Origin of the sequence: Microbacterium croceum (assembly GCF_023091245.1) — a bacterium.
Taxonomy (GTDB): domain Bacteria; phylum Actinomycetota; class Actinomycetes; order Actinomycetales; family Microbacteriaceae; genus Microbacterium; species Microbacterium croceum.
Window position 1 is genome coordinate 2017242 of record NZ_JAHWXN010000001.1, and the last position, 24856, is coordinate 2042097.

The following is a 24856-nucleotide window of genomic DNA, read 5'->3' on the forward strand; positions in this document are numbered from 1 at the left end:
CCCGTGGGGGAGAATGGGCTCATGCCTGAATCGTTGCCCGTCGTCCCGCGCTTTCTCGCGCCCGCGCAAGTCGCGGAGCTGCTGCAGATCGGCGTCGGCGAGGTCATCGACCTCGTGCAGGAGGGCGAGCTCCGAGGCGTGCAGGTCGGAGCACCGGCGCGCTGGCGGGTCGAGGAGGTGAGCGTGGAGGAGTACCTCGCGGCGCAGGTGGAGCACTCCCGGCGGATGGCGCTGTGGAGACAGTCGCAGGTCGCGAGTTTTCCCGAGGTCTGGGGGGCGTCGACGGTTCAAAGGACCTGATCGCTCCCCGTGCGCAGCGCGATGAGCGCCGCGAACGGGATGATTCGGAACCCTTGCACCGCGGCTGCGATCCGTGCGGTGCCGGCGTCATGGACCGCCAGGTCGAGATGGTCGGAACCTGCACGATCGATCGTCCCGTGCACATCGTCGCCGATCGCCAGGCTCAGGTGCACGGGAACACGTCGGCGGGCGAGATCCCGGAGAACGAATCCGAGGCTCATTCGCTCGCGGAGTGGGCTTCCGGGCTCGGAGACATCTTCCAGGCTCGTCAACACACTGCCGTGATCCGCACGGATCGCGCGGATCGCGTCCAGCGGCATGATCCGGGTCGACCGCCCCAGGAGCAGGTCGTCTCCCGGCGCGGATTCCGCGGCCACCCAGTCGGCACCGAGCGCGCGCATCGTCACGGGGAGGCGACGTCCGTCCGCGAGCTCCAGCGTCACGGTCGCTCGTGCCTGACACAGATGCCGTAGGCGGGCGCGGAGATCAAGGCGCGAGATGCGCAGCCGTTCGGACTCGGCGCTGAGCACCGCGCGCTCCGTCTCCCACTCCGCAGCCAGCTGACCTTCGAGGTCTTCGAATAGGCGATCCCAATGCACGGATTCGAGCGTAGGTGAGCTGCCGGTTCCATATACGAGTTATCCACATACCTTCGCTGCGCACCCCTCAGAGGTACCGCGCTCGTGCTCGACTGGCCGTCCGTCTTCCCCAGGAGAGAACCGATGATGAGCGTGCACGAGTACTTCGCCCCCCAGCCCACCTCGACGGCCGAGCTGCCGGATCCCGCGCCGCTCTTGCGCAGTCTCACGCAGGGGGTGCTGGAGGCACTGGCCGGGGTGAGGGAGGTCGACCAGCTCGCGCGCTGGTTCAGCGAGGATGCGTATCGCAATCTCGTGAGCCGGGCGAACCTTTCTGCCAGAGCGCGCAGCGCACGGGGCGTTGCGCCGGCTCGCCCGACGTTCGAGGTCCGCTCGATCAGGGTGTCCGAGCCGCTCGACGGCATCATCGAGGCGGTGGCCGTCGTGGCAGGGCCGGGGCGTACTCGCGCAGTCGCGATCCGTCTGGAAGGACTGGACCGTCGGTGGCGGGCGACCTCGCTGGCGGTGCTCTGATCGAAGTCGCCGTAGGCTGGGGGAGTGTCAACGCTTAGTGATCTCGCCCATGCGCAGGGCCGTCTGACCGACAACGACGTCGAATGGCTTCACCGCCTCGCGGGGGACGGGCAGTTGCTCGCCGACCTCGCATCGGCCGATATCGTCGTGTGGATCCAGACCGATGACGGCTCGTTCATCGCTGTCGCGCACGCGCGGCCGAGCGGGGCGGCGACGCTCTTCTACCGCGACATCGTCGGCGAGCGTGTACGGCCGCAGTGGCGCACGCAGGTTCAGGGTGCATTCGACTCCGCCGAGATCGTCGACTCCTCCTCGCCCGACTGGTTCGAGGAGACGCCGACCAGGGTCCGAGCCGTGCCCATCGTGGTCGGCCGACAAGGAGGAGGCGGGACGGCCGCGACGGCCATCGGTGTCGTCACGCGCCACACGAACCTGGGCGAGGTGCGGACGCCGTCACGCCAGCAGATCACGTTCGACGAGTGCGCGAACGACCTGTTCCGCATGATCGCCGACGGCAGCTTCCCCGATCTGGCAGCTCCCACGTCGCCTCGGCGCGGCGCGCCTCGCGCCTCGGACGGGCTCATCCGCATCGACGTTGATGGCATCACGACCTTCGCGAGCCCCAACGCTCTCTCTGCCTTCAACCGCATGGGCTTCGACGACGAGTTGGAGGGGGAGTCTCTCGCCGAGGTCACCACACGTCTGGTGCCTCCGTCTCGCCAGGTCGATGAGTCTCTCCCCGTCGTGGTGACGGGCCGCGCGCCCTGGCGCACCGACATTGAAGCGCGCGGGGTCACCGTGTCGTTGCGTGCCATCCCGCTGAAGGATCACGGCACCCGAATCGGCGCGATCGTGCTCTGCCGCGACGTCTCCGAGCTGCGCCATCAGGAGCAGGAGCTCATCACCAAGGACGCGACGATCCGCGAGATCCATCATCGCGTGAAGAACAACCTGCAGACGGTCGCCTCCCTGCTGCGGATCCAGGCTCGCCGGACCCACTCCGATGAGGCTCGCGACGCGCTCACGCAGGCCATGCGCCGGGTGGACTCGATCGCCGTCGTGCACGACACGCTCGCGCAGGGGCTGACGCAGAAGGTCGACTTCGACGAGGTCTTCCATCGCGTGCTCAAACTCGTGGCCGAGGTCGCCTCTGCCCCCAACACGCGGGCGCGGACTCAGCTCACCGGACGCTTCGGCGTGCTGCCGAGCGAGTACGCCACTCCTCTCGCGCTCGCTCTCACCGAGGTCGTCACGAACGCGGTCGAGCACGGTCTCGCAGGCCAGGGGGGCAGCATCGCTATCGACGCGGCCCGCACCGATGAGAGCCTTCGGGTGACGGTGAAAGACACCGGACACGGTCTTCCCGAGGGGCGCATTGGGCAGGGACTGGGGACTCAGATCATCCGCACGCTCATCCAAGGCGAGCTCGGGGGGACGATCGAGTGGCACGGCAGCGAGGGCGATGGCACTGAGGTGATCATCGACATCCCGCTGCGCTGGCTGACCAAATGACAAAAGCCGGACGAGGTCGCGATGCGACATCGTCCGGCGGCATCAGGGGAAAGAACCCGCCATGGCCTCCGTGGAGGTCAGCAGGCCCGTTGTGCGTCGGCGCGTGCCTCGGTCAGGAGGCGCGGCGGGCGCGAGCGGCGCGGCGCTTCAGCGCGCGGCGCTCGTCTTCGGAGAGGCCTCCCCAGACACCCGAATCCTGGCTGGACTCGAGGGCGTACTGGAGGCAGATCTCAGTGACCGTGCAGGTGGCGCAGACAGCCTTCGCCTTCTCGATCTGATCGACGGCCGGACCGGTGTTCCCGACGGGGAAGAACAGTTCGGGGTCGACGGTCAAGCAGGCGGCCTTGTCGCGCCAGTCCATGGGAGCTCCTCGGTGTGGGATTTCAAGAGATGTCGCGACGCGACGACTCGATTCGGGTGGCGGCTCGGGTTCCGCTACCCTGTTCAGATGCGGACGGATGTCCGCGAATTGTGATGCGAGCGAATCGCCCGCCCCACGCCGCTGTGGGAGCACATGACGCTGTCTATTCTGTTACATGAAACCTGCGAAATCAAGGGTTTTCATCCTTCTCATTCGATTCTCAGGAGACATCGTGCGTGCACCAGGACTCGCTACCGCGGCCGCAGCCGTACTCGCCCTCGAGGGGGCGGCCCTCGTCGTATTCGCGATCATCGAGCTCATGGGGCTGGGGGCAGGAGATGCCGCCTCGCTGCCGACTGCCATCGCTCTCATCGTGCTGACGTTGATCGGGGCGGCGGCGCTGCTCGCCTTCGCCGTCGGCGCCCGCAAGGGACGATCCTGGGCTCGGTCCGGAGGCGTCGTCTTCCAGGTCCTGGCCGTCGCCCTCGCTCTGGCCTCCTTCACGTTGCAGCCCATCCCCTGGGCGTTCACGGTGGGAGTCGGCGCGCCGGGCATCGTCGGCTTCGTGCTGCTCATCGCCAGCGCTCGTCGTGAGAGCGAGAGCTCCGCAGCGGAGTGAGCACCTCGCTCGTCAGGCGTCGATGCCGAGGAGCTTGCGGAGTCGTGCGACGTGTCCGGTCGCCTTGACGTTGTACTGCGCGAGCGTGATGACGCCGTTCTCATCGAGAACGAATGTCGAGCGGAGGACGCCCTCGACGACCTTGCCGTAGTTCATCTTCTCGCCCCACGCGCCGTAGGCGTCGTGCACCGCGTGGTCGGGGTCACTCAGCAGCGTGAAGGTGAGACCGTCACGCTCACGGAACTCCGCGAGCGTGGCCGGCTCGTCGCGAGAGATGCCGATGACCCGGTAGCCGGCCCCCTGCAGCGAGGAGATGCTGTCGCGGAAGTCGCAGGCCTGTGTGGTGCACCCCGGCGTCATCGCGGCGGGGTAGAAGTACAGGACCGTCTTCTGGCCGTGGAGGTCGGACAGGCGCACGGTCGCGCCGTCCTGGTCCAGCAGGGCGAAGTCGGGGGCGGGGGATCCGGTTTCGAGGCGCTCAGTCACCCGCCCAGCCTATCGTCCTGGTGACTGCTCGGCCTTGTCGGCGAAGGTCTGCAGAAGGCGCTGGAGCGAGTCCAACCGAGCGCTCTCGGCCTCGCTGAGCTCTCCGCGTTCCTCGGCCTCGATCAGGGCGCAGTCCGGGGCGTCGGCGAGATGTGTGCAGCCGCGGGGGCAGTTCTCGGCGATGAGGGCGAGCTCCGTGAAGGCCGCCAGGATGTTGGCGGGCTCTACGTGGCCGAGCCCGAACGAGCGCACACCGGGGGTGTCGATGACCCAACCCGAGCCCTCGGCTCCCTCGTAGCGGAGTGATACCGTCGAGGAGGAGGTGTGGCGTCCGCGACCGGTGACCTGGTTCACGTGGCCGGTGGCTCGCTTCGCGCTGGGGACGAGCTCGTTGACGAGGGTCGACTTGCCGACTCCGGAGTGGCCGACGAAGACGGTCGAGTGGCCGACGAGAGCGGTGCCGATCTCCTCGGTGGGCATCTCTTCGCGGGCACTGGTGAAGACACGCAGGTCCAGTCCGTCGAAGTGCGAGAGGAACGTCGTCGGATCGGCGAGATCGGTCTTGGTGACCACGAGCAGCGGCCGGATGCCGGCGTCGAGCGCGGCCACGAGATAACGGTCGACCAGGCGCGCGCGGGGCTCCGGATCGGCGGCGGCGACGACGATCAGCATCTGGTCGGCGTTCGCGACGATCACGCGTTCCACCTGGTCGGTGTCGTCGGCGCTGCGGCGGAGGAGGGAAGTGCGCTCGACGATGCCGACGATGCGGCTGAGCGTTCCCTCAGCGCCCGAGGTGTCGCCGACGACCCGCGCCTGGTCTCCGGTGACGATCGGCATGCGTCGGAGTTCTCTGGCCCTGGTCGCCGAGATGAGGTGCTCATCATCGGTTCCCTCTTCCAGCAGGACGGTGTAACGCCCGCGGTCGACACCGAGAACGCGGCCGATGACGGCGTCTTCGTGCGCGGGGCGACGCTTGGTCCGTGGGCGGTTGGCCTTGGGGTTCGGTCGCGTGCGGATCGTGCTCTCGTCGTAGTCCTCGAAATCGTCATCGAGGTCGTCGGAGTCGCTGAGCCAGCTCACGCGCCAGCGCCTCGCAGCATCCGTTCCCAGAGCAGGGTGAACTCGGGGAGGGTCTTGGCCGTGGTTCCGATGTCGTCGATCTCGACGCCGGGGACGCGCAGACCGATCAGGGCGCCGGTGGTCGCCATGCGGTGGTCGTGATGCGCTGCCCATCCGCCGCCGTGCAACGGCCGGGGGATGATGCGCAAACCGTCGGAGAGTTCCTCCGCCTCGCCGCCGAGGGCCCGGATGTTGCCGATGAGTGCGGCGATGCGATCGGTCTCGTGCAGACGGATGTGACCGATGCCGCGGATCGTGGTCGGCGACTCGGCGAAGGCCGCGAGTCCCACGATCGTGGGCGTCAGCTCACTCGCCGCCGATAGATCGAGGTCCAGTCCGCGGATGCCGTTTCCGGCGCGCACGGTGAGCGCACCGCCGTGGCGGCTGGCGTGGGCGCCCATCGCCTGGAGGATCTCGGGGAGCAGCGCACCAGGCTGCGTCGAGTGCGAGGGCCAGCCGGTGATCGACACGGATCCGCCCGTGATGAGCGCCGCCGCGAGGAACGGCGCGGCGTTGGAGAGATCGGGCTCGATCGCGATCTCCTTGGCCCGGGGCACGCCGGCCTCGACGAGCCATTCGCCCACTGCGGGACGTTCGATCCGGATGCCGCGTCGGCTCAGCGACTCGATCGTCATGTCGATGTGCGGCAGGCTCGGCAGATGCTCACCGGTGTGGACGAGGTGGAGCCCGACGTCGAAGCGGGGTGCAGCCAGGAGGAGCCCGGAGACGAACTGGCTCGAGGCGGAGGCGTCGATCTCGACGCGGCCCCCGCGGATGCGGCCGTGACCGCGGATCGTGAACGGCAGCGACCAGGTCCCTTCGTCGTCGATATCGACGCCGAGGTCGCGCAGGGCGCTGATGAGCCCGCCCATCGGTCGGTGCAGTGCGGTCTCGTGCGCGGTCAGATGCACGTCCTGCGCGGCGAGCCCGGCCAGCGGGGCGATGAATCGCATGACCGTTCCGGCCTGACCGCAGTCGACGGTCACTCCGCCGGTGAGCTTCGCGGGGGTCACGGCGAGGTCGGGACCGAACTCGCCGCCGGCATCCACCTCCTCGATTCCGACCCCGATCGCCCGCAGGGCGTCGACCATACGGCGGGAGTCGTCGGAGTGCAGCGGCGCCACCAGGCGTCCGGGTCCATCGGCGATGGCCGCGATGATCAGCTCGCGGTTCGTCAGCGATTTCGAACCCGGGATGGTGAGTGCGGCGTGCACCGCATCGTCGACGGTGGGCGCGATGTAAGCGCCCCGGACAGGGGGAGGGGAATACCTGTTGACGCTCATCGGTTTCCACCTTAGTGAACGGCGACGCACACGCCGAGAAGGAGAGAGCATGATCGCGACGTTGGAGCGCGGATCTGTGGACATCAGCGGCCTAGACTGGCCGGTGATGGATGACACCGCAACCGCAGACATCGTCGGCGACCCTCGACGCGAGTTCGAGGAGCAGGCGATCCCTTTCATGGATCAGCTCTACGCCGCAGCGATGCGTATGACGCGCAATCCCGCCGACGCCGCAGACCTCGTGCAGGAGACCTTCGTGAAGGCGTACGGCTCCTGGTCGACCTTCTCTCAGGGCACGAACCTCAAGGCCTGGTTGTACCGGATCCTGACCAACACATACATCAACATCTATCGCAAGAAGCAGCGTGAGCCGTTCCAAGGAACGATCGACGAGCTCGAGGACTGGCAGCTCGGCGGTGCGGAGTCGACCACGGCGTCGCACAGCCGTTCCGCGGAGGCTGAGGCGATCGACCGCATGCCGGCATCGGTGGTCAAGGATGCTTTGCAGGCCGTGCCGGAGGACTTCCGGCTGGCGGTGTACCTCGCTGATGTCGAGGGGTTCGCCTACCAGGAGATCGCGGACATCATGAAGACGCCCATCGGCACCGTGATGAGTCGTCTGCACCGGGGCAGGCGCATGTTGCGGGAGCTGCTGGCAGATTACGCCGCGGAGCGGGGCATCGCCGCGGCCGACACGAGGAGCAGGAAATGAGCGACTGCGGCTGCGACAAAGCCCGTCAGGATCTGGAGGAGTACCTCCGCAACGAGGTCTGTAAAACCGAGCACACCGAGATCCGTGAGCACCTGGAGAACTGCCCGTCCTGCCGGGACGAGGCGTTGGTCGCCACCACGCTCACCGAAGTGGTGGCGCGAGCGTGCAAGGAGACAGCACCGGAGGAACTGCGCGACCAGGTCTTCGCGCGGCTGCGTGAGGTTCAGGCCAGCCAGCACTGATCGCGCGGGCGGCCCCCTGAGTAGTGTGGTCGGATGAGCTCCATCGATGCGCGGGATGTGCCCGCAGATACCACTTCGGCTGAACGGCTGGCCGCCACCGGACTCGAATACCGCGTCGTCGACTTCGCAGACGATGCGAGCTCCGCAGGGTTCCAGCGTGCTGTCGATCGCGGGTTCCTCGGGGCTGAGCCGACGGGCGACATGATCACCCAGGTCGCCAAGACCTTCGGCGCACGTCGGAACATCGGCGTGTTCGAGAAGAAGGCGCCGGACACGACGCTTCCGATAGCGACCATCAACTCGTGGGTGACTCCGCTGACGCTTCCTGGCGGTGGAGAGATCGACATGTGGGCGATCAGCGTCGTCACGGTCGCGGCGACACACCGACGCCGGGGCATCGCTCGCGCCCTGCTGGAAGGCGAGCTACGGGCCGCGGCATCCGCCGGTGTTCCCGTTGCCGGTCTCACGGTATCGGAGGCGACCATCTACGGCCGCTACGGCTTCGGCTCCGCGATCCCGGTCGCGCGACTGACCGTCGATACTCGACGAGCCGGTTGGGGCGGTGCGAATCCTCCCGGACGCCTGGAGTATGTGGACCGTGACGCGCTCGCCGCCGACCTCGGGGCCGTGCACGAGCGTGCGCGCTCTGGCGTCTCCGGGCAGATCCCGGGCTGGCGTGGCCGCTGGGAAGGCTACGCGGGCGTCGCTCCGACGACGGATCGAGACCACGCGCGGGGGGTGCGTTATCTCGACGAAGACGGAGTGCTCCGCGGAGTCCTCGCATACACCGTGACTGAGGCGAGCGGCACGTTCCGATTCCGGCTGGACGTGCGCCTGCTGGTCGCCGAGACGTCGGACGCGCGCGCTGCCCTGTGGCGATTCGCGTTGCAGCACGATCTCGTCGATGAGGTCGTCGCCGATCTCCGCCCCCTGGACGACCCGCTGCCGTGGCTCGTCGCCGATCCGCGCGGAGTGAAGCAGGAGGTGCACGACCACGGATGGCTGCGGGTGCTCGACGTTCCCGCGGCACTCAGCGCGCGACGGTTCTCCGCACCGCTCGACATCGTGATCGGTATCGACGACCCGCTCGGCTACACCGAAGGGCAGTGGCGGCTGCAGGTCGACCAGGAGGGCGTCGCCACCGTGGACCGCGCAGAGGGGGCGTCGGTCGATGCGCGCCTGGGCGTCGCCGCACTCTCCTCGCTCTACGCCGGCGGAGTGCGTGCGTCCTCGCTGCGCGGCGCTGGCCTGATCGACGCCGACGCAGCGACGGTCGAGAAGCTCGACCGGGCGTTCGTCGCGTTCCCTGCTCCTTCGCTCGACATCTGGTACTGACCGGTCGGCGATAGCACACGCAGGACGGGCCCCGGCGATCGCCGGGGCCCGTCCTGCGTTCCGTCCTGCTGATCAGTCGATAGTGAGTGCCTCGCGCAGCAGGGTCGCCTGCTCGGCGGCATGCACCTTCGAGGAACCGGTGGCGGGCGACGCCGACGCCGTGCGGGCGACCGGACGGAAGGAGCGGTCGCCGGGCACGTCGGCGAAAGCCAGCGCCAGGAACGGCCAGGCGCCCTGGTTCTCCGGCTCCTCCTGCACCCACACCAGCTCGGCGTTCGGGTAGGAGTCCGTGATCGCCTTGAGCTCATCGATCGGCGTCGGGTACAGCTGCTCGATCCGGACGAGCGCGATCTCGGGGTTCGGCTTCTTCTCGAGCTCGGCTCGCAGGTCCCAATGCACCTTGCCCGAGTGCACGAGTACGCGCTTGACGGCGCTGCGGTCGAGGCCGCGGTCGTCGTCGAGCACCGGCTCGAAGCGACCCTGCGTGAAGGCCTCGACGGGGCTCGTCGCGCCGCGCAGTCGCAGCATGGCCTTCGGTGTGAAGACGATCAGCGGCTTCCGGGGGCGTGCATAGGCCTGGCGGCGCAGCAGATGGAAGTACGACGCCGGCGTCGACGGACGCGACACGATCATGTTCTCCTGGGCGCACAGCTGCAGGAAGCGCTCGATGCGTGCCGAGGAGTGATCCGGTCCCTGACCTTCGTAGCCGTGGGGGAGCAGCAGCGTCACGCTCGACTGCTGGCCCCACTTCTGCTCTGCGGCGGAGATGTACTCGTCGATCACGGACTGGGCGCCGTTGACGAAGTCGCCGAACTGCGCCTCCCAGAGCACGAGCGCCTCAGGCGCCTCGACGGAGTAGCCGTACTCGAAGCCCAGAGCCGCGTACTCGCTCAGCAGGGAGTCGTAGATGAAGAAGCGGCCCTGCGCATCGGACAGGTTCGACAGCGGCAGCCACTCCTGGCCGTTCGCGCGATCGTGCAGGGTGGCGTGACGCTGCACGAAGGTTCCTCGTCGCGCATCCTGACCGGCGAAGCGTACCGGGGTGCCCTCGACCAGCAGCGATCCGAACGCCAGCAGTTCGCCGAAGCCCCAGTCGATGTTGCCGTTGCGGCTCATGTCGAGGCGCTTCTCGAGCAGCTGCTGGATCTTCGGGTGCACCGTGAAGCCCTCTGGCTTGTTCACGAACGCATCGCCGATGAGCCGGATGACCTCGCTCGGTACACCGGTGACCTCGGGGGCTCCGACCTGGTCCTCGACGGGGAGGGCCTCGGGAGCGACCGGCAGGGCGCCGGTCTCGGCGGCGTGTGTCTCGGCGAACGCGATCTCCAGACGGTTCTGGAAGTCGGCCTTCGCCTCGTCGTATTCCTGCTCGGTGATGTCACCGCGGCCGACGAGCGACTCGGTGTAGAGCCGGCGGACCGAACGCTTGGCCTGGATCAGATCCGTCATCAGCGGCTGCGTCATCGAGGGGTCGTCTCCCTCGTTGTGTCCGCGGCGGCGGTAGCAGACGAGGTCGATCACGACGTCGCGGTGGAAGCGCTCGCGGTACTCGAACGCGAGCTGCGCGACGTGGATGACGGCCTCGGGGTCGTCGCCGTTCACGTGGAAGACCGGAGCCTGAATGGTCTTGGCGACGTCGGTGGAATACACCGAGGTGCGACCGTCGTTCGGCGTGGTGGTGAATCCGACCTGGTTGTTCACGACCACGTGGATCGTGCCACCGGTGCGGTAGCCGCGCAGCTGCGACATCTGCAGCGTCTCGACCACGACGCCCTGGCCGGCGAAGGCCGCGTCGCCATGCACGAGGATGGGCAGCCAGGCGAAGGTGCCGATCGGCTTGCGGTCCTGCTTGGCGCGGACGATACCCTCGAGCACGCCGTCGACCGTCTCCAGGTGCGAGGGGTTCGCCGCGAGGTAGACCGGAAGCTCCGACTTGTCGTCGGCGACGAACGTGCCCTCGGTGCCGAGGTGGTACTTCACATCGCCGGAGCCGCGCTGGTTGCCCGGCATCTGGGTTCCCTCGAATTCGCGGAACACCTGGCCGTACGTCTTGCCGGCGATGTTGGTGAGCACATTCAGGCGGCCGCGGTGGGCCATGCCGATCGCAGCGCCTTCGAGGCCGGCGGTCGCCGCGCCCTGGAGGATCTCGTCGAGGAGAGGGATCAGCGACTCGCCGCCCTCGAGCGAGAAGCGCTTCTGGCCGACGAACTTCGTCTGCAGGAACGTCTCGAACGCCTCGGCCTCGTTCAGCTTGCGCAGCACGCGCAGCTGCTCGTCGTGGCCGGGCTTCTGGTACTTGAGCTCGACCTTCTCCTGGAACCAGCGGCGCTGTTCCGGGTCCTGGATGTGCATGTACTCGATGCCGAGCGTGCGGCAGTAGGAGTCACGGAGCACACCGAGGATGTCGCGAAGCTTGGCGACGCGACGCCCGCCGAATCCGCCGGTGACGAACTCGCGGTCGAGGTCCCAGAACGTCAGTCCGTGGCTCTCGATCTCGAGGTCGGGGTGCGAGCGCTGGACGTACTCGAGCGGGTCGATGTCGGCCATGAGGTGACCGCGCACGCGGAAGGAGTTGATGAGCTCCTGCACGCGGGACTGCTTGTCGACACGCTCGGCGAGGTCGACCGCGATGTCGGGGTTCCAGCGGATCGGGGCGTACGGGATGCGGAGAGCGGCGAAGATGTCGTCGTAGAAGCCGCGCTGCCCGATGAGCAGCTCGTGCACCTTCTTGAGGAACTCGCCGGAGCCGGCGCCCTGGATCACGCGGTGGTCGTAGGTGCTGGTGAGGGTGATCGTCTTGCCGATCGCCAGCTCGTTCAGCGTCTTCTCGCTCGCGCCCTGGAACTCGGCCGGGTACTCGAGGGCGCCGGCGCCGATGATGCAGCCCTGGCCCTTCATCAGACGGGGGACCGAGTGCACCGTTCCGATGCCGCCGGGGTTCGTCAGCGACACCGTGGTGCCTTGGAAGTCGGCGGCGGTCAGCTTGTTGTTGCGTGCGCGGGTGACGAGGTCCTCGTAGGCGACCAGGTACTCCGTGAACGTCATGGTGTCGGCGCGCTTGATGCTGGGCACCATGAGCGCGCGGGTGCCGTCGGGCTTGGGGAGGTCGATCGCGATGCCGAGGTTCACGTGGGCCGGGGCGACGACCGATGCCTTCCCGTCGATCTCGGCGTAGAACACGTTCTGGCTGCGGAACTCGTCGAGCGTGCGGATGAGCGCCCAGCCGATGAGGTGGGTGAAGCTGACCTTGCCACCGCGCGTGCGCGCCATGTGGTTGTTGATGACGATGCGGTTGTCGATCATCAGCTTCGCCGGCACCGTGCGCACGCTGGTCGCCGTCGGGACGGTCAGCGACTCGTCCATGTTCGCGGCGAGGGTCTTGGGGAGACCACGCAGCGGGGTGACCTTGTCTTCCTCAGCGGACTCGGCGGCTTCCTTCGCACTGGGCTTCGGCGCCTGCGCGGGGATGGGAGCGGCAGCGGCCGGCTTGGTGGTCGTGCGTGCGACGGGCTGTGAGCCGATCACGGGAATGGGAGCGGTGACCGGGTGCGCGGGCTGCCCCGTCGGCTCCGCAGGAGCAGCTGCGCCGGTGGTGTCGGAGTGGTACTTCTCGAGGATCGGCCACCACTCCTTGTCCACGGAGTCGCGGTCCGCCTTGAACTGCTCGTAGAGCTCGTCGACGAGCCAGGAATTGGCTCCGAACCCCCCGTCGCCCCCGACGCCGGTCACCTGGTTCGACACGCTCGATCGCCCTCTTTCATCGATGAATCTCACTGTGTGGGCACGCGGCGCAAAGATGCGCTCGGGCTCGCACACTCTCGATCCACAAGCCTAACGTGTTTCCCTCTGGGAATCGTCGAACCATACGCCCAGATCCCCACGATCTGAGTAGCGTGGAGACATGGAGTTCTCTGGTGAGCAGCCGACCGTCGATCTGACCTACTCGGATGTGTTCCTGGTGCCGCGCAGGTCCGCGGTCACCAGCCGTCTGCAGGTCGATCTCGCCCCGCAGGACGGCACGCCGGCGACCCTGCCGCTGGTGGCTTCCAACATGAACTCCGTGACAGGCCCGCGCTTGGCAGCCGTGCTCGCCCGCCGCGGAGGCATCGGTGTGCTGCCGCAGGACATGCCGCTGCAGGATCTCGATCAGGCGATTCGAGACGTGAAGGCGCAGCCGGTGCTGTGGGACACGCCTCTCGTGCTCTCGCCCGATGCTCCCGTCGCCGATGCTCTCCGGCTCCTGCCGGCGACGGCCGGCCATGGCATCGTCGTCGCCCACGGCAGGGGAGAGATCGAGGTCGATCAGATCCTCGGCATCCTGCCGGCGACCCGCCTGGCCACCGCATTGCCCGACGCGCAGCTGGGCGACCTGGTCCGCACCGGTACCCCGTCGCTCGACGCGGACGACATCGGATCCGAGCGGCACGCGTTCGACGTCATCACCGACGCCGGGGTCGAGATGGTCACCGTCATCCACCACGGACACCTGGTCGGCACGCTGAGCGCACGCAGCGCTCTGCGGTCGACGCTGTACGGCCCGGCTCTCGACCGCGACGGCCGTCTCGCCGTCGCCGCGGCCGTCGGGATCAACGGCGACGTCGCGTCGAAGGCCAGGGCGCTCGCCGCCGCCGGGGTCGACGTGCTCGTGGTCGACACCGCGCACGGCCACCAGGAGGGGATGCTGCGTGCCCTGCGCGCTGTCGCCGAGCTCGGCCTCGACATCCCCATCGTCGCGGGCAACATCGTCACCGCCGATGGCGTGAACGACCTCGTGGACGCCGGAGCGACGATCCTCAAGGTCGGAGTCGGGCCGGGAGCGATGTGCACGACGCGCATGATGACGGCGGTCGGCCGACCGCAGTTCTCCGCGGTCCTCGAGACCGCGCAGGCTGCGCGGGAGCTCGGCGCCCATGTCTGGGCGGACGGGGGAGTGCGCTACCCGCGCGACGTGGCCCTCGCGCTCGCCGCGGGCGCGGCATCCGTCATGATCGGCTCGTGGTTCGCCGGCACGATCGAGGCGCCGGGCGCGCTCCAGCGCGACAGCGATGGGCGCATCTTCAAGGAATCGTGGGGGATGGCGTCGACCAAGGCCGTCCAGGCCCGCTTCGAGCGGCTCGACGCCTATGAGCGGGCACGCAAGGAGCTCTTCGCCGAGGGGATCTCGTCGTCGAAGATCTACCTCGACCCGCTGCGCCCCGGCGTGGAGGATCTGCTCGACATGATCACCTCCGGCGTGCGGTCCTCGTTCACCTACGCGGGAGCCGCATCGGTTCCCGAGTTCCACGAGCGCGCACTGGTCGGCCTCCAGTCGGCCGCGGGATACGAGGAGGGGAAGGCCCTGCCCGTCAGCTGGTGAGCCGCGTCGCGATCTCAGAGGATTTCGGTAGAATCGTCGTCACCATGGACGACCCTCCCAGTTGCAGTACCTCGCCCCACCGTCCGCCTCTCTCATCGGAGAGGAACCACTGATGGACTACATCATGTTGGGCGTGGGGCTCCTGCTCACGGTCGGCACCGGCCTCTTCGTCGCGAGCGAGTTCGCACTGGTCAATCTCGACCGCGCGGAACTCGAGGCGCGGCAGTCGCGCGGGGAATCCCGACTCGCGCTCACCATCAGCGCACTCAAGCACACCTCCACGCACCTGTCGTCGGCGCAGCTCGGCATCACGCTGACCACGCTGCTGACCGGTTACACGATGGAGCCCGCGCTGTCGAACCTCCTGGGCCCGACGCTGATCGCCTGGAACATCCCGGAGGCGGCGGTCTCACCCATCGCGACGATCGTGGCGATGCTGGTCGCGACCGTGCTGTCGATGATCCTCGGAGAGCTCGTCCCGAAGAACTTCGCCCTCGCGCTGCCTCTGGCCACCGCGAAGCTGGTCATCCCGTTCCAGATCGCCTTCACCACGATCTTCAAGCCGGCCGTGGTCGTGCTCAACGGGAGCGCCAACGGCGTGTTGCGCAGCATGGGCATCGAACCGAAGGAGGAGCTCTCCGGCGCGCGCAGTGCCGAGGAGCTGTCCTCGCTGGTGCGCCGCTCGGCGAACGCCGGGCTGCTCGAGGCCGATACGGCCACGCTGCTGGACCGCACGCTGACCTTCGCCCGGCTCACCGCGGCCGATGTCATGACCGCCCGCCCGAGCATGCATGCGATCGCGGCGGGCGACTCCGCCGATGACGTCATCCAGCTCGCCCGGCGTACCGGTCACAGCCGCTTCCCGGTGTACGACGACGACCTCGACGACATCACCGGAGTCGTGCATCTGAAGGCAGCCATCTCGGTGCCGCGCGAGCGCCGCACCGAGGTGCCAGTCGGTGCTCTGTCCACCGAGCCGCTGCGCGTGCCGGAGACGGTGCACGTCGACGCCCTCATCTCGGAGCTCCGGGCTCGCGGCTATCAACTGGCCGTCGTCGTCGACGAGTACGGGGGAACCGCCGGTCTGGTGACCCTGGAGGACCTGATCGAAGAGCTCGTGGGCGAGGTCGCCGACGAGCACGACCGTACGCGCGCCGGCGTGATCCGCGGACGTGACGGTGTCACGTTCCCCGGCGAGCTGCGCCCGGACGAGTTGCGCCAGCGGGCTGGGGTCGATGTGCCGGAGGGCGAGGTCTACGACACGGTCGGCGGCTACGTCATGAGTGTCCTGGAGCGCGTCCCCGCCGTCGGCGACGAGGTCTCCGTCGACAGCGGCGTGCTGCAGGTCGTCCGCATGGACGGCAGGCGGGTCGACCGCATCCGCTATGTCCCGAGTCCGAATCAGCCAGGAGAGGTGGCCCCCCGATGAGCGATTGGGGAGGACTCGCCTGGTTGGTCGTGCTGCTCGTGGCCAACGCCTTCTTCGTCGGCGCCGAGTTCGCAGTGATCTCCGCGCGGCGTTCGCAGATCGAACCGCGCGCCGAGCAGGGCTCGCGTGCGGCCAAGACCGCCCTGTACGCGATGGAGCATGCGACGCTCATGCTCGCGACCTCCCAGCTGGGCATCACGATCTGCTCTCTGCTGATCCTGAACGTCTCCGAACCCGCGATCCATCACCTGCTCGCCGTGCCGCTGCACGCATTCGGCTGGCCGGACGGCGCGGTGGATGCCGTGTCGTTCGTGATCGCTCTGCTGATCGTCTCGTTCCTGCACGTGGTGTTCGGCGAGATGGTGCCGAAGAACCTCGCGTTCTCGGTGCCCGACCGCGCCGTGCTGATCCTCGCGACACCGCTCGTGTGGGTGTCGAAGGTGTTCATGCCGGTGATCTGGGCGCTCAACGCGGCGGCGAACGGCGTGCTGCGACTGTTCCGCGTGGAGCCGAAGAACGAGGCGGCGTCGACGTTCACGCTCGATGAGGTGGCGACCATCGTGAACCAGTCCCGGCGGGAGGGTGTGCTGATGGACACCGCCGGCACGGTGGCGGCGGCCGTCGAGTTCACCGACAAGAAGGCGCGGGATGTCGCGGTGCCGCTGAGCGACCTCGTGACGCTGCCGCAGTCGACCACGCCGGACGATATCGAGAAGGCGGTCGCGCGGTACGGGTTCTCGCGCTACGTGATCGTCGACGACGATGCGGTCCCGATCGGCTACGTGCATCTGAAGGACATCCTGCGCGCCTCCGAGGGGCCGGACGTCGAGACCAAGATGATCGAGCCGATCCCCTCGAAGCGCATCCACCACATGGTGCCCGTCCAGGAGGACACGGACCTGGAGGATGCGCTCGCGGTCATGCGCCGGGCCGGACGCCACTTGGCGAAGGTGCGCGATGCCGCGGGTCAGACGACGGCTGTGCTGTTCCTCGAGGACATCCTGGAGGAGCTCGTCGGAGAGGTGCAGGACGCGACGCGTCGCGTGCGCGGACACTGACCTTCTTCCGCGCGACAGGCCGTCGGCTCCCTGCGGGTCGGCGGCCCGTCGCGGTGTGGAGCGAGGTCAGCGCCAGTGCGCGCGCTCGTACTGCGGCGGCCAGGCCACCTCGGCGCCGAGCTCGTGCGCGGCGCGGAGCGCGAAGTGCGGGTCGCGCAACCACTCGCGCCCCGCGAAGATCGCATCCGCCGCTCCGTCTGCCAGCACCTGCTCGGCCTGGGCCGCTGCGGTGATCAGGCCGACGGCAGACACCGGGATCCTGCCGCCCTGGCGCACGGTCGCGGCGAGCGGCACCTGGTAGCCGGGGAACACGCTGATCTGCTGGTGCGCGACCAGACCTCCACTGGAGACGTCGATGAGGTCGGCGCCGTGCTCCTCGGCCCATGTGCCGACGGTCGCGGCTTCCTCGGGCGTGAAGCCGCCCTCGGCATGGTCGGTGGCGGAGATGCGCACGAACAGGGGTACGTCGTCGCCGGCTGTCGCGCGCACGGCATCCACGACACGCAGAAGCAGTCGGGCGCGGTTCTCGAGGGGGCCGCCGTACTCGTCCTCGCGGAGGTTCGACAGCGGAGAGAGGAACTGGTGCAGGAGGTACCCGTGCGCGCCGTGCAGCTCGAGCACGTCGAACCCGGCGTCGAGGGCGCGGCGGGCGGCGGCGGCGAACGCGTCGACGATCCGCTCGATGCCGTCGGCGTCGAGCGCGACCGGTGCGGCGAAGCCCTCGTAGGCGATGTCGGAGGGAGCGGTCGTCGTCCAGCCGCCCTCGGCAGCGGGCACCGAACCCGAGCCCTCAGCCCAGGGCCACCATGTCGACGCCTTGCGGCCGGCATGAGCGAGTTGCACGCCGGCGACCGCGCCGCGGTCGTGGATCGCCTGCACGATCGGAACCCACGCGTCGCGCTGCTCGTCGTTCCACAGACCGACGTCTCGCGGGGAGATCCGCCCGTCCGGCACGACGGCCGTCGCCTCGGCGATGATCAGCCCGGCGCCGCCCGAGGCGAACTGGGCGAGGTGGGTGTGATGCCACTCCTGCACGACGCCGTCCACGGCGCTGTACATGCACATGGGGGAGACCCACAGGCGGTTGCGGAAGGTGACGGATCGGATGCGCAGCGGGGAGAAGAGGATGCTCACCGTTCGACGGTACTCCGCGGTGAGTGTCACGAGGGCCGTCCGGCTAACGTGGAGTCATGGTCGAGGTGCGCGAGTGGTCCCGCAGCGATACCGCACGATTCCTGCGGGTGCCGTCGTCGGGTGATGACAAGTACTCGCGCGGTGTCGTGGCCCTGCGCACGGGGTCGGCGATGTACCCGGGAGCTGCCGTGCTCGGCACCGAGGCGGCCTGGCGGGCGGGCTCCGGATTCGTCCGCTACGTGGGCGAGGGGCGTGCGGCGGATGCCGTGATCGCGCGGCGCCCGGAGACGGTCGTCGCCGCCGACACAGGGCGCACGCGGATCGACGCCTGGGTGATCGGCTCCGGCACGGACGCCGCGACCCGCACCGACGAGGAGACCGCGGCGCTGCGGCAGATCCTCGCCGGGACCGCACGCGTCGTCGTGGATGCCGGCGCGCTCGACCTCGCCGCCGGAAGCGCAGCGCCATTCGTGGTGACCCCGCACGCGGGGGAGTTCGCACGATTGCGGGCGCAGCTGCGCCTCACACCATCGGACGATGCACAGCGCGCAGAGGCTGCTGTCGAGGTCGCTGCGCGGCTGGGCGGTGCGGTGCTCCTCAAGGGGGCGCGCACACTGGTCGCCGATACCGAGGGACGCGTGATCGAGGTCTCCGCCGGCACCGGCTGGCTGGCGACCGCCGGAAGCGGTGACGTGCTCGGCGGGGTGCTCGGTGCGCTGCTGGCCGCGAACCTCGACGCACCGCTCGCCGAGGCGGCGGCCGCTGCGGCCTGGCTCCACGGGTATGCCGGTCGTCTGGCGGCTGATGCGATCGGAGCCGGAGAACGCCAGGGACCAGGCCACCCGATCGTCGCCATGGACGTCGCGGAAGCCCTCCCGACGGCGATCGCGGACCTGCTCGCATGACGCGCCGGCACACTGCACGGCTCGCGGCGCTGTGGATCGTCTTCCTCGCCGCGCACCTGCTCACCGCCTGGGTCGGATGGATCTACCCCAGTCAGCCCATGGGCGATGTCGTGCTGGTCTACGAGCCCTGGGCGTCGTCGGCGCTGGGCGGCGGCGCGATCGTGGGGGTCACCGAGACCTGGGTGTATCCGCAGCTCGCTCTCGTGCCGATGCTGCTCACCAAGGCGCTGTCCATGCCTCTCGTGCCTCTGCTCGGGGCGTCCGGCGCCTACCTGATCGCCTGGGCTGTTCTGGTCACCGCGCTCGACGCGCTCGCCTTCGCCGCGCTGCTCGGGCGGTCTCCGTCACGGCCGCGCATCACGGCCGGGTGGTTCTGGTGTGCCGCGCTCCTGTTCCTCGGGCCGATCGCCCTGTACCGGATCGATGCGATCACCGTGCCGATCGCCGTCGTCGGCGGACTCTGGCTGTCGACGCGGCCGGCGCTCGCCGCCGCTCTGCTGACGGTCGGAGCATGGATCAAGATCTGGCCCGGCGCCCTGGTCATCGCCGCCGCGGTCGCGGTGCGGGCGCGCCTGCAGGTGCTGATCGCCGCCGCCGCGGTGACGGCGGGCATGATGGTGCTGCTCGTGCTGCTGGGCGCCGATAACGAGATCCTCGGCTTCCTCACCGAGCAGACCGGCCGAGGTCTGCAGATCGAGGCCGTCGCGGCGACGCCTTTCCTCTGGCTCGCGGTGGCCGGCAGCGCGCGCATCGAGTACAGCTTCGAGATCCTCACCTTCCAGATCTCGGCGGACGGCGTGGATGGTGTGCAGGCGTTGCTCACCCCGCTGATGGTGGTCGCGGTGATCGCGATCACGGCGCTCGGAGCGGTCAAGACGCTGGGCGGCGCCTCGTTCCACCGACTGTTCCCGCCGCTGGCGCTGGCGCTTGTCGCGGTGCTCATCGTCACGAACAAGGTCGGCTCCCCGCAATTCCAGACTTGGCTGATCGCACCGGTGGTGATCTGGCTGGTGTCGGATTCGGCCAGAGCACGGGTGCCCGCCCTGCTGGTGCTCGTGCTCTGCGCCCTCACCTGCCTCGTGTACCCGCTCAGTTACGACGCACTGCTTGCCGCGGACCTGCTGCCCGTCCTCGTCCTCACACTGCGCAACCTGCTGCTCATCGTCCTTCTCATCGTCGGCATCCGCGCCTTGGTGCGGGTGCCCGCCGTCCGCTCATCGAACCATCAGGAGTGAAACCATGCTGATCGCCTTCTCCGTCGCCCCCAGTGGAACCCCCGCCGAAGGACAGGAACGTGCAGGGGACTCCGTGCATGACGCGGTCGCCGCCGCCGTCAAGGTCGTGCGTGAGTCGGGTCTGGCTCATCGCACCACGAGCATGTTCACCGAGATCGAGGGCCCGGACTGGGACACCGTGATGAACGTGGTCAAGCGTGCGACCGAGGCCGTCATGCCGTTCGGTTCGCGGGTGTCGCTGGTGCTCAAGGCCGATATCCGTCCCGGGTACACGGGCGAGCTCGACGCGAAGATCGAGCGGCTGGAGGCGGCGCTCGACGGGGGTGTGGCGGGTGCCGTGGACCCGGCATAGTCTGCTCAGCGACAATCCACAGGTTCGGTCTGCAGTCCCGGCGTGAACGCCCCGACGGTGATCGCGTCGCCGTTCACGATCGTCTCGGCTGTGTAGACGTTCACACCGTCCGCGCCTTCCCAATAGGTGTCCGGCGCGACTCGATACGTTTCGGCGCTGTGCAATGCTCGCATGCCCTGATCTGTGGCTTCGTACGCGTAGGACACGATGGCGCCTGGCTCGGTGGAGGGCTGAGCGGATCGGTGCGTGCCTTCCGAGACAGTGTCGTGCAGCTCGATCGAGTACAGCGACCCGCTCGCCCCTTTGAGATACCACTGGCCCGACGGCGCCTGGAGCGCGAGGTGAAGCTCCTCGACATCCGGTTCGTCGTGGAAGAAGATCGAAAATTCCTCGCCTTCGCCGGTGTCAGGCTTCGCCGTCTCCAAGAAGTCCCAGGGAATGGTGATCCGCGAGCAGGCGGCGATGCCGGCGATGCCTCCCTCGACCTCGTCCAACCATCCGTCGGTCGACTGCAAGAACCAGTACGCCGTCGACGACAGTGGGCTCAACGCAGAGTTCTTGATCACGATCCCCTCGGCGGCGATGTCGAGTGTCACGGATGCAAGAAACTCATGGTCGTTCGCTCGCAGCTGGGCGTTGAGGGTCTGGGTCGCTGCGGCAGCCTGGTCTGCTGCCGCCTGCGCGGCGTCCAGCGCGGCGACGGACTGCACGCCGATGAAGATGAGTGAGCCTGCTGTCGCCACGCAGGTGGCTGTGAGGAGAGTCTTCTCTCCCCAACGCTGCCAGTGCGATTGCGCCGCATCCGCAAGGTAGTCCTTGGCCTGTCTGGCCGCGGCAGCGCCCTCCTGATAGAAGGTCAATTCGGCGGCACGGCGGGAACGGCGGGACATCTTTCTCCTGATCGCTCTGGTCTGGGGATCACTCGATCGGATCCTATTCGGCGACTGGCTCTCCGCTCCGCAGACGTCGCGGGCATCGCCCCGAACACAGCCACACGACCGAGGCCGAGATCGAGCGCGCCGGTGACCGCTAGCATGGTCAGGTGAATCCCTCGACTCAATCGAGGGGTGCGGCGAAGAGGGCGCTCCTCTCTCTCGCCATCGGCAGCTTCGGAATCGGCATGACCGAGTTCGTGATCATGGGCCTGCTGCCCAACATCTCCTCCGACCTGCTCCCGTCGCTCTGGGCGACCAGCCAGGAGGACGCGCTGAGCCAGGCCGGCTGGTTGATTTCGCTGTACGCGCTCGGTGTTGTCATCGGCGCACCGACGATCGCCGGTTTCGTGGCCCGCTATCCGCGGCACCGAGTGATGATCGTGCTCGCCCTCGCACTGACCATCTTCAACGCGCTCACCGTGGTCCTCCCGACGTTCGAGCTGGTCGGGATCTCTCGCTTCCTCGCGGGCCTCCCACATGGCGCCTACTTCGGCATCGGCGCGCTGGTCGCGGCCGATGTGATGGGCCCGGGCAACCGTGCTAAGGGAGTGGCGTTCATCCTCACCGGGCTCACGGTCGCGAACGTGGTCGGGGTGCCGTTGGGCACCTATCTCGGCCAGCAGTTCGGATGGCGGGCGGCGTTCGCCGTCGTCGCCCTCGTCTTCGCCCTCGCCACGCTCTGCATCACGTTCTTCGTGCCGAAGCGCCCCGGTGAACCCGGACGCACGATGCGCCAGGAGCTCGGGGTGTTCCGCATCCGCCAGGTGTGGTTCACCCTTGGCGTCGGTGCGATCGGCTTCGGGGGTTTCTTCGCGGTCTACAGCTACGTCGCACCGCTGGTCACCGAGGTCGCCGGAGCGCCGGACTGGTTCGTGCCGATCGTGCTCGTGCTCATGGGCCTCGGGATGACGGCGGGAAACCTGGTCGGTGGGCACCTGGCCGACATCGACCTGCGCCGCACGCTCCTCTACGGACTCGCGGCGATGGCAGTGGTGTTCGCGATGCTGGCGCTGCTGGCTTTCTGGATCGTGAGCCTGAGCCTCCTCGTCTTCGTCGTCGGATTCGTGTCGTCGGTGCTCAGCCCGACGATCCAGACGAGGCTCATGGACGTCGCCGGCGACAACCAGTCGATCGCCGCGGCGATGAACCATTCTGCACTCAACATCGGCAACAGTCTCGGGGCGTTCTTGGGTGGCGTCGTGATCGCCCTCGGATGGGGTTTCACCGCTCCGGCCTGGACCGGCGCGGCTCTGGCGATCGCGGGACTGCTGATCGCGCTGGTGTCGTACCGGATCGAAGCGCGTCGACCCGCGGCTCCGGTACGGGTCGCGTCGTAGAGTGACGGGGTGAGCGACCCCGAAGAGTCCCTGCCCGTCGCCGGCACCGTCGTGCTGCTGCGCCCCGCTGCGGCCGGGTTCGAGGTGCTGCTGATCCGACGCCCCGATCGCGGATCGTTCGCGGGCGCATGGGTCTTCCCCGGTGGGAAGGTCGAGGAGATCGACCGGCGACCCGGTGGATCAGAGCGAGAGGATGCCCGCCGTGCCGGTATCCGCGAAACTCTCGAAGAGGTCGGCCTCGAGATCGGCGAGCTCGTGGTCCTGTCGCAGTGGCAGCCGCCGCGCGAGGCGCCGACCCGCATCCGCACCTGGTTCTTCCTGGCTGCGGCCCCGGATCAGCAGCCATCGCCCTCGGCCGATGAGGTGAGCGAGATCGCGTGGGTCAGCCCGGCGTCCGCCCTCGAGCGACACGGCGCCGGCGCGTGGACACTGTTCCCGCCGACCTGGATGACCTTGCACAGGCTCACGGCGTTCGATGACATCGCATCCGTTCTCGCCGCTGCCGGCACCGCCGACGTGTTCCAGACGCGTGTGCACGACGAGGGCCGCGCGTTCGAATGGGCGCAGGGGCGGCTTGACGCCTCACGCCTGCCCTGGACGTTCGGCCCCGCCTGAGCCGAGTCCCGTGGTCAGCTCTCGAGCAGTCGCCGCAGATGCGTGCCGACCGCTTCGCTCTCGATCAGGAAGCCGTCGTGGCCGAAGTCGCTCGCGAGCACCACGGCCTCGTTGCCGTCGAGAGTGTTCGGGACGCTGCGGGCGATCCGGTGCTGCCCGTCGACGGGGAAGAGCCGGTCGCTGTCGATGCCGAGCACGAGCGTGGTCGCGGTGACCGCGTGCAGAGCCTCTTCGACGCCACCGCGGTCGCGGCCGACATCATGCGAGTTCATCGCCTCGACGAGCGTGATGTAGCTGTTCGCATCGAAGCGGCGCGTGAACTTGTTGCCGTGGAAATCGAGGTACGACTCGACGGCGAATCGTCCACCGTGGCCGAGCGGCGACACATCCGACTGCCAGGAGCGCTGGAAGCGCTGGTTGAGCTCGATCGGACTGCGGTAGTTCAGCAGGGCCATGCGTCGGGCGAGGGCCAGGCCGCGGTGCGGACCGTCTCCGTCGCTCAGGTCGTAGTACTCGCCGCCTTGGAACCGGGGGTCCATGCGGATCGTGCCGATCTGCACGGTGTTCAGCGCGATCTGGTCAGCGGTGGTCACCGGGGGAGAGGAGAGCACCGCCAGACGCTCGACGCGTTCCGGATGCGTGATCGCCCACTCCAGGGCGTGCATACCGCCCATCGAGCCGCCGACGACCGCCGCCCAGCGGTCGATCCCCAGGGCGTCGGCGAGACGTACCTGCGCCGCCACCTGGTCACGGATCGTCAGGTAGGGGAACCGTGAGGCCCACTCGTAGCCGTCGGGGGCGACGCTCGCCGGTCCGGTGGACCCCTGGCATCCGCCCAACATGTTGGGGGCGATCAGGAACCAGCGGTCGGTGTCGAGGGGGGCGCCGGGACCGGTGAGGTCCTCCCACCAGCCGGCCGTGGGGTGCCCGGCACCGGCGGGGCCGCGCACATGGCTGTCGCCGGTGAGGGCGTGCAGCACGAGCACGGCGTTGTCGCGTGCCTTGTTCAGCTCGCCCCAGGTCTCGTAGGCGAGGCGGATGCCGGGCAGCTCGCTCCCGCTCTCGGTGCGGAACGCCCCGAACGAGGCGAACCGTCGCCCGCCGACCGGGTCGCCATCACGCCAGGCTCCCGTGGCGGGAGGGCGCGCGCGCAGCAGGCGCACATCGGCCTCCGTCACGGGCGCCGATGGCACCGTGTCCTCGGAGGTCGTCTGCCAGTCCATGGCTCCATTCTCGCCTGGCTGGACGACTGTCCGCCGAAAGTTACGGTGCGGGTGCCCGCGATGCCGCGGAGTTGCCCGGGTCAGAGGCCCAAATGGTCGCGTGTTCCGCATCCTCCCCGGGCGTTTCCCGTGGCGGGTGAGGCGTGCGCGGTACTCGATCGAGCTGGACAGTTGAGCGACAGTCGCACGGGCGGGC

24 protein-coding genes are annotated in these 24856 nt (G+C 68.6%); 15 read left to right on the forward strand and 9 right to left on the reverse strand.

Annotated features, from left to right (window positions below; genetic code table 11):
* Window positions 1-21 precede the first annotated feature (21 nt).
* Complete coding sequence (locus KZC51_RS09485; protein WP_247629736.1) at window positions 22-300, forward strand: helix-turn-helix domain-containing protein; 279 nt, start codon at window positions 22-24, stop codon at window positions 298-300.
* Here KZC51_RS09485 and KZC51_RS09490 read toward each other — a convergent pair.
* On the reverse strand, window positions 288-899 hold the full coding sequence (locus KZC51_RS09490) for a hypothetical protein (protein ID WP_247629737.1): 612 nt from the start codon (window positions 897-899) through the stop codon (window positions 288-290). The genes KZC51_RS09485 and KZC51_RS09490 overlap by 13 nt on opposite strands.
* A 126-nt stretch (window positions 900-1025) precedes the next feature.
* On the opposite strand from KZC51_RS09490, the gene KZC51_RS09495 reads away from it, so the two are divergent.
* Window positions 1026-1412, forward strand: a complete 387-nt coding sequence (locus KZC51_RS09495; RefSeq protein WP_247630627.1) for an Rv3235 family protein — start codon at window positions 1026-1028, stop codon at window positions 1410-1412.
* A 24-nt stretch (window positions 1413-1436) separates the two neighbouring features.
* Window positions 1437-2924, forward strand: coding sequence for a sensor histidine kinase (locus tag KZC51_RS09500; RefSeq protein ID WP_247629738.1), 1488 nt, complete (start codon window positions 1437-1439; stop codon window positions 2922-2924).
* A gap of 112 nt (window positions 2925-3036) precedes the next feature.
* Here the strand turns inward: KZC51_RS09500 and KZC51_RS09505 are convergent, their stop codons facing one another.
* Complete coding sequence (locus KZC51_RS09505) at window positions 3037-3285, reverse strand: WhiB family transcriptional regulator (RefSeq protein WP_136055103.1); 249 nt, start codon at window positions 3283-3285, stop codon at window positions 3037-3039.
* A gap of 232 nt (window positions 3286-3517) precedes the next feature.
* On the opposite strand from KZC51_RS09505, the gene KZC51_RS09510 reads away from it, so the two are divergent.
* A complete protein-coding gene (locus tag KZC51_RS09510; RefSeq protein ID WP_247629739.1) occupies window positions 3518-3904 on the forward strand; it encodes a hypothetical protein in 387 nt (128 codons plus the stop codon).
* A gap of 12 nt (window positions 3905-3916) precedes the next feature.
* Here KZC51_RS09510 and bcp read toward each other — a convergent pair whose 3' ends face one another.
* Genes bcp through aroA form a run of 3 tightly spaced genes read right to left on the reverse strand, consistent with a single transcriptional unit; the run spans window position 3917 to window position 6792 of the window.
* The gene (gene bcp, locus KZC51_RS09515; protein WP_247629740.1) at window positions 3917-4390 is read right to left on the reverse strand and encodes a thioredoxin-dependent thiol peroxidase; all 474 of its coding nucleotides are present in this window, start codon (window positions 4388-4390) and stop codon (window positions 3917-3919) included.
* 9 nt (window positions 4391-4399) lie between these two features.
* A complete protein-coding gene (gene rsgA, locus KZC51_RS09520) occupies window positions 4400-5470 on the reverse strand; it encodes a ribosome small subunit-dependent GTPase A (RefSeq protein ID WP_247629741.1) in 1071 nt (356 codons plus the stop codon).
* Window positions 5467-6792, reverse strand: coding sequence for a 3-phosphoshikimate 1-carboxyvinyltransferase (aroA, locus tag KZC51_RS09525; protein ID WP_247629742.1), 1326 nt, complete (start codon window positions 6790-6792; stop codon window positions 5467-5469). The genes rsgA and aroA overlap by 4 nt, the downstream gene beginning before the upstream one ends.
* A gap of 49 nt (window positions 6793-6841) precedes the next feature.
* On the opposite strand from aroA, the gene KZC51_RS09530 reads away from it, so the two are divergent.
* The 3 genes from KZC51_RS09530 to KZC51_RS09540 are packed head-to-tail and all read left to right on the forward strand — an operon-like array spanning window position 6842 to window position 9081.
* Window positions 6842-7504: a sigma-70 family RNA polymerase sigma factor gene (locus tag KZC51_RS09530; protein WP_141872449.1), complete on the forward strand. Its 663-nt coding sequence runs from the start codon at window positions 6842-6844 to the stop codon at window positions 7502-7504.
* On the forward strand, window positions 7501-7746 hold the full coding sequence (locus KZC51_RS09535; RefSeq protein WP_247629743.1) for a zf-HC2 domain-containing protein: 246 nt from the start codon (window positions 7501-7503) through the stop codon (window positions 7744-7746). Before KZC51_RS09530 ends, KZC51_RS09535 begins: the two co-directional genes overlap by 4 nt.
* 33 nt (window positions 7747-7779) lie before the next feature.
* Window positions 7780-9081: a GNAT family N-acetyltransferase gene (locus KZC51_RS09540; RefSeq protein ID WP_247629744.1), complete on the forward strand. Its 1302-nt coding sequence runs from the start codon at window positions 7780-7782 to the stop codon at window positions 9079-9081.
* A gap of 72 nt (window positions 9082-9153) precedes the next feature.
* Here KZC51_RS09540 and KZC51_RS09545 read toward each other — a convergent pair whose 3' ends face one another.
* A complete protein-coding gene (locus KZC51_RS09545) occupies window positions 9154-12822 on the reverse strand; it encodes a multifunctional oxoglutarate decarboxylase/oxoglutarate dehydrogenase thiamine pyrophosphate-binding subunit/dihydrolipoyllysine-residue succinyltransferase subunit (RefSeq protein WP_247629745.1) in 3669 nt (1222 codons plus the stop codon).
* Between the two features lie 160 nt (window positions 12823-12982).
* Here KZC51_RS09545 and guaB1 point away from each other — a divergent pair, with 160 nt between their 5' ends.
* The 3 genes from guaB1 to KZC51_RS09560 all read left to right on the forward strand — a co-directional run bounded on the left by guaB1 (window position 12983) and on the right by KZC51_RS09560 (window position 16924).
* Complete coding sequence (gene guaB1 / locus KZC51_RS09550) at window positions 12983-14437, forward strand: GMP reductase (RefSeq protein ID WP_247629746.1); 1455 nt, start codon at window positions 12983-12985, stop codon at window positions 14435-14437.
* 112 nt (window positions 14438-14549) lie between these two features.
* A complete protein-coding gene (locus tag KZC51_RS09555) occupies window positions 14550-15866 on the forward strand; it encodes a hemolysin family protein (protein ID WP_247629747.1) in 1317 nt (438 codons plus the stop codon).
* A complete protein-coding gene (locus KZC51_RS09560) occupies window positions 15863-16924 on the forward strand; it encodes a hemolysin family protein (RefSeq protein ID WP_247629748.1) in 1062 nt (353 codons plus the stop codon). The genes KZC51_RS09555 and KZC51_RS09560 overlap by 4 nt, the downstream gene beginning before the upstream one ends.
* A 66-nt stretch (window positions 16925-16990) precedes the next feature.
* Here the strand turns inward: KZC51_RS09560 and KZC51_RS09565 are convergent, their stop codons facing one another.
* Entirely contained in the window at window positions 16991-18058 is a 1068-nt protein-coding gene (locus tag KZC51_RS09565) for an NADH:flavin oxidoreductase/NADH oxidase (protein WP_247629749.1), read from the reverse strand.
* A 56-nt stretch (window positions 18059-18114) separates the two neighbouring features.
* On the opposite strand from KZC51_RS09565, the gene KZC51_RS09570 reads away from it, so the two are divergent.
* The 3 genes from KZC51_RS09570 to KZC51_RS09580 are packed head-to-tail and all read left to right on the forward strand — an operon-like array spanning window position 18115 to window position 20550.
* Window positions 18115-18963, forward strand: coding sequence for an NAD(P)H-hydrate dehydratase (locus KZC51_RS09570; RefSeq protein ID WP_247629750.1), 849 nt, complete (start codon window positions 18115-18117; stop codon window positions 18961-18963).
* A complete protein-coding gene (locus KZC51_RS09575; protein WP_247629751.1) occupies window positions 18960-20198 on the forward strand; it encodes a glycosyltransferase family protein in 1239 nt (412 codons plus the stop codon). Before KZC51_RS09570 ends, KZC51_RS09575 begins: the two co-directional genes overlap by 4 nt.
* A 4-nt stretch (window positions 20199-20202) precedes the next feature.
* A complete protein-coding gene (locus KZC51_RS09580; RefSeq protein ID WP_247629752.1) occupies window positions 20203-20550 on the forward strand; it encodes a thiamine-binding protein in 348 nt (115 codons plus the stop codon).
* 5 nt (window positions 20551-20555) lie between these two features.
* Here KZC51_RS09580 and KZC51_RS09585 read toward each other — a convergent pair whose 3' ends face one another.
* Window positions 20556-21440, reverse strand: a complete 885-nt coding sequence (locus KZC51_RS09585) for a hypothetical protein (protein ID WP_247629753.1) — start codon at window positions 21438-21440, stop codon at window positions 20556-20558.
* A 152-nt stretch (window positions 21441-21592) separates the two neighbouring features.
* Between KZC51_RS09585 and KZC51_RS09590 the strand changes: the two genes are divergently transcribed.
* A complete protein-coding gene (locus KZC51_RS09590) occupies window positions 21593-22822 on the forward strand; it encodes an MFS transporter (RefSeq protein WP_247629754.1) in 1230 nt (409 codons plus the stop codon).
* 9 nt (window positions 22823-22831) lie between these two features.
* Entirely contained in the window at window positions 22832-23437 is a 606-nt protein-coding gene (locus KZC51_RS09595; protein ID WP_247629755.1) for an NUDIX hydrolase, read from the forward strand.
* Between the two features lie 14 nt (window positions 23438-23451).
* Here the strand turns inward: KZC51_RS09595 and metX are convergent, their stop codons facing one another.
* Window positions 23452-24660: a homoserine O-acetyltransferase MetX gene (gene metX, locus KZC51_RS09600; protein WP_247629756.1), complete on the reverse strand. Its 1209-nt coding sequence runs from the start codon at window positions 24658-24660 to the stop codon at window positions 23452-23454.
* Window positions 24661-24856: the final 196 nt, after the last annotated feature.

Bases quoted from the DNA above. Each gene is read 5' to 3' on its own strand.
- KZC51_RS09555 (WP_247629747.1), top strand. From the start codon at position 14,550: ATGGACTACATCATGTTGGGCGTGGGGCTCCTGCTCACGGTCGGCACC.
- KZC51_RS09530 (WP_141872449.1), top strand. From the start codon at position 6,842: ATGATCGCGACGTTGGAGCGCGGATCTGTGGACATCAGCGGCCTAGAC.
- KZC51_RS09485 (WP_247629736.1), top strand. From the start codon at position 22: ATGCCTGAATCGTTGCCCGTCGTCCCGCGCTTTCTCGCGCCCGCGCAA.
- KZC51_RS09495 (WP_247630627.1), top strand. From the start codon at position 1,026: ATGAGCGTGCACGAGTACTTCGCCCCCCAGCCCACCTCGACGGCCGAG.
- KZC51_RS09580 (WP_247629752.1), top strand. From the start codon at position 20,203: ATGCTGATCGCCTTCTCCGTCGCCCCCAGTGGAACCCCCGCCGAAGGA.
- KZC51_RS09505 (WP_136055103.1), bottom strand. From the start codon at position 3,285: ATGGACTGGCGCGACAAGGCCGCCTGCTTGACCGTCGACCCCGAACTG.
- metX (WP_247629756.1), bottom strand. From the start codon at position 24,660: ATGGACTGGCAGACGACCTCCGAGGACACGGTGCCATCGGCGCCCGTG.
- KZC51_RS09540 (WP_247629744.1), top strand. From the start codon at position 7,780: ATGAGCTCCATCGATGCGCGGGATGTGCCCGCAGATACCACTTCGGCT.
- guaB1 (WP_247629746.1), top strand. From the start codon at position 12,983: ATGGAGTTCTCTGGTGAGCAGCCGACCGTCGATCTGACCTACTCGGAT.
- KZC51_RS09570 (WP_247629750.1), top strand. From the start codon at position 18,115: ATGGTCGAGGTGCGCGAGTGGTCCCGCAGCGATACCGCACGATTCCTG.
- KZC51_RS09560 (WP_247629748.1), top strand. From the start codon at position 15,863: ATGAGCGATTGGGGAGGACTCGCCTGGTTGGTCGTGCTGCTCGTGGCC.
- KZC51_RS09585 (WP_247629753.1), bottom strand. From the start codon at position 21,440: ATGTCCCGCCGTTCCCGCCGTGCCGCCGAATTGACCTTCTATCAGGAG.
- KZC51_RS09535 (WP_247629743.1), top strand. From the start codon at position 7,501: ATGAGCGACTGCGGCTGCGACAAAGCCCGTCAGGATCTGGAGGAGTAC.
- aroA (WP_247629742.1), bottom strand. From the start codon at position 6,792: ATGAGCGTCAACAGGTATTCCCCTCCCCCTGTCCGGGGCGCTTACATC.
- KZC51_RS09575 (WP_247629751.1), top strand. From the start codon at position 18,960: ATGACGCGCCGGCACACTGCACGGCTCGCGGCGCTGTGGATCGTCTTC.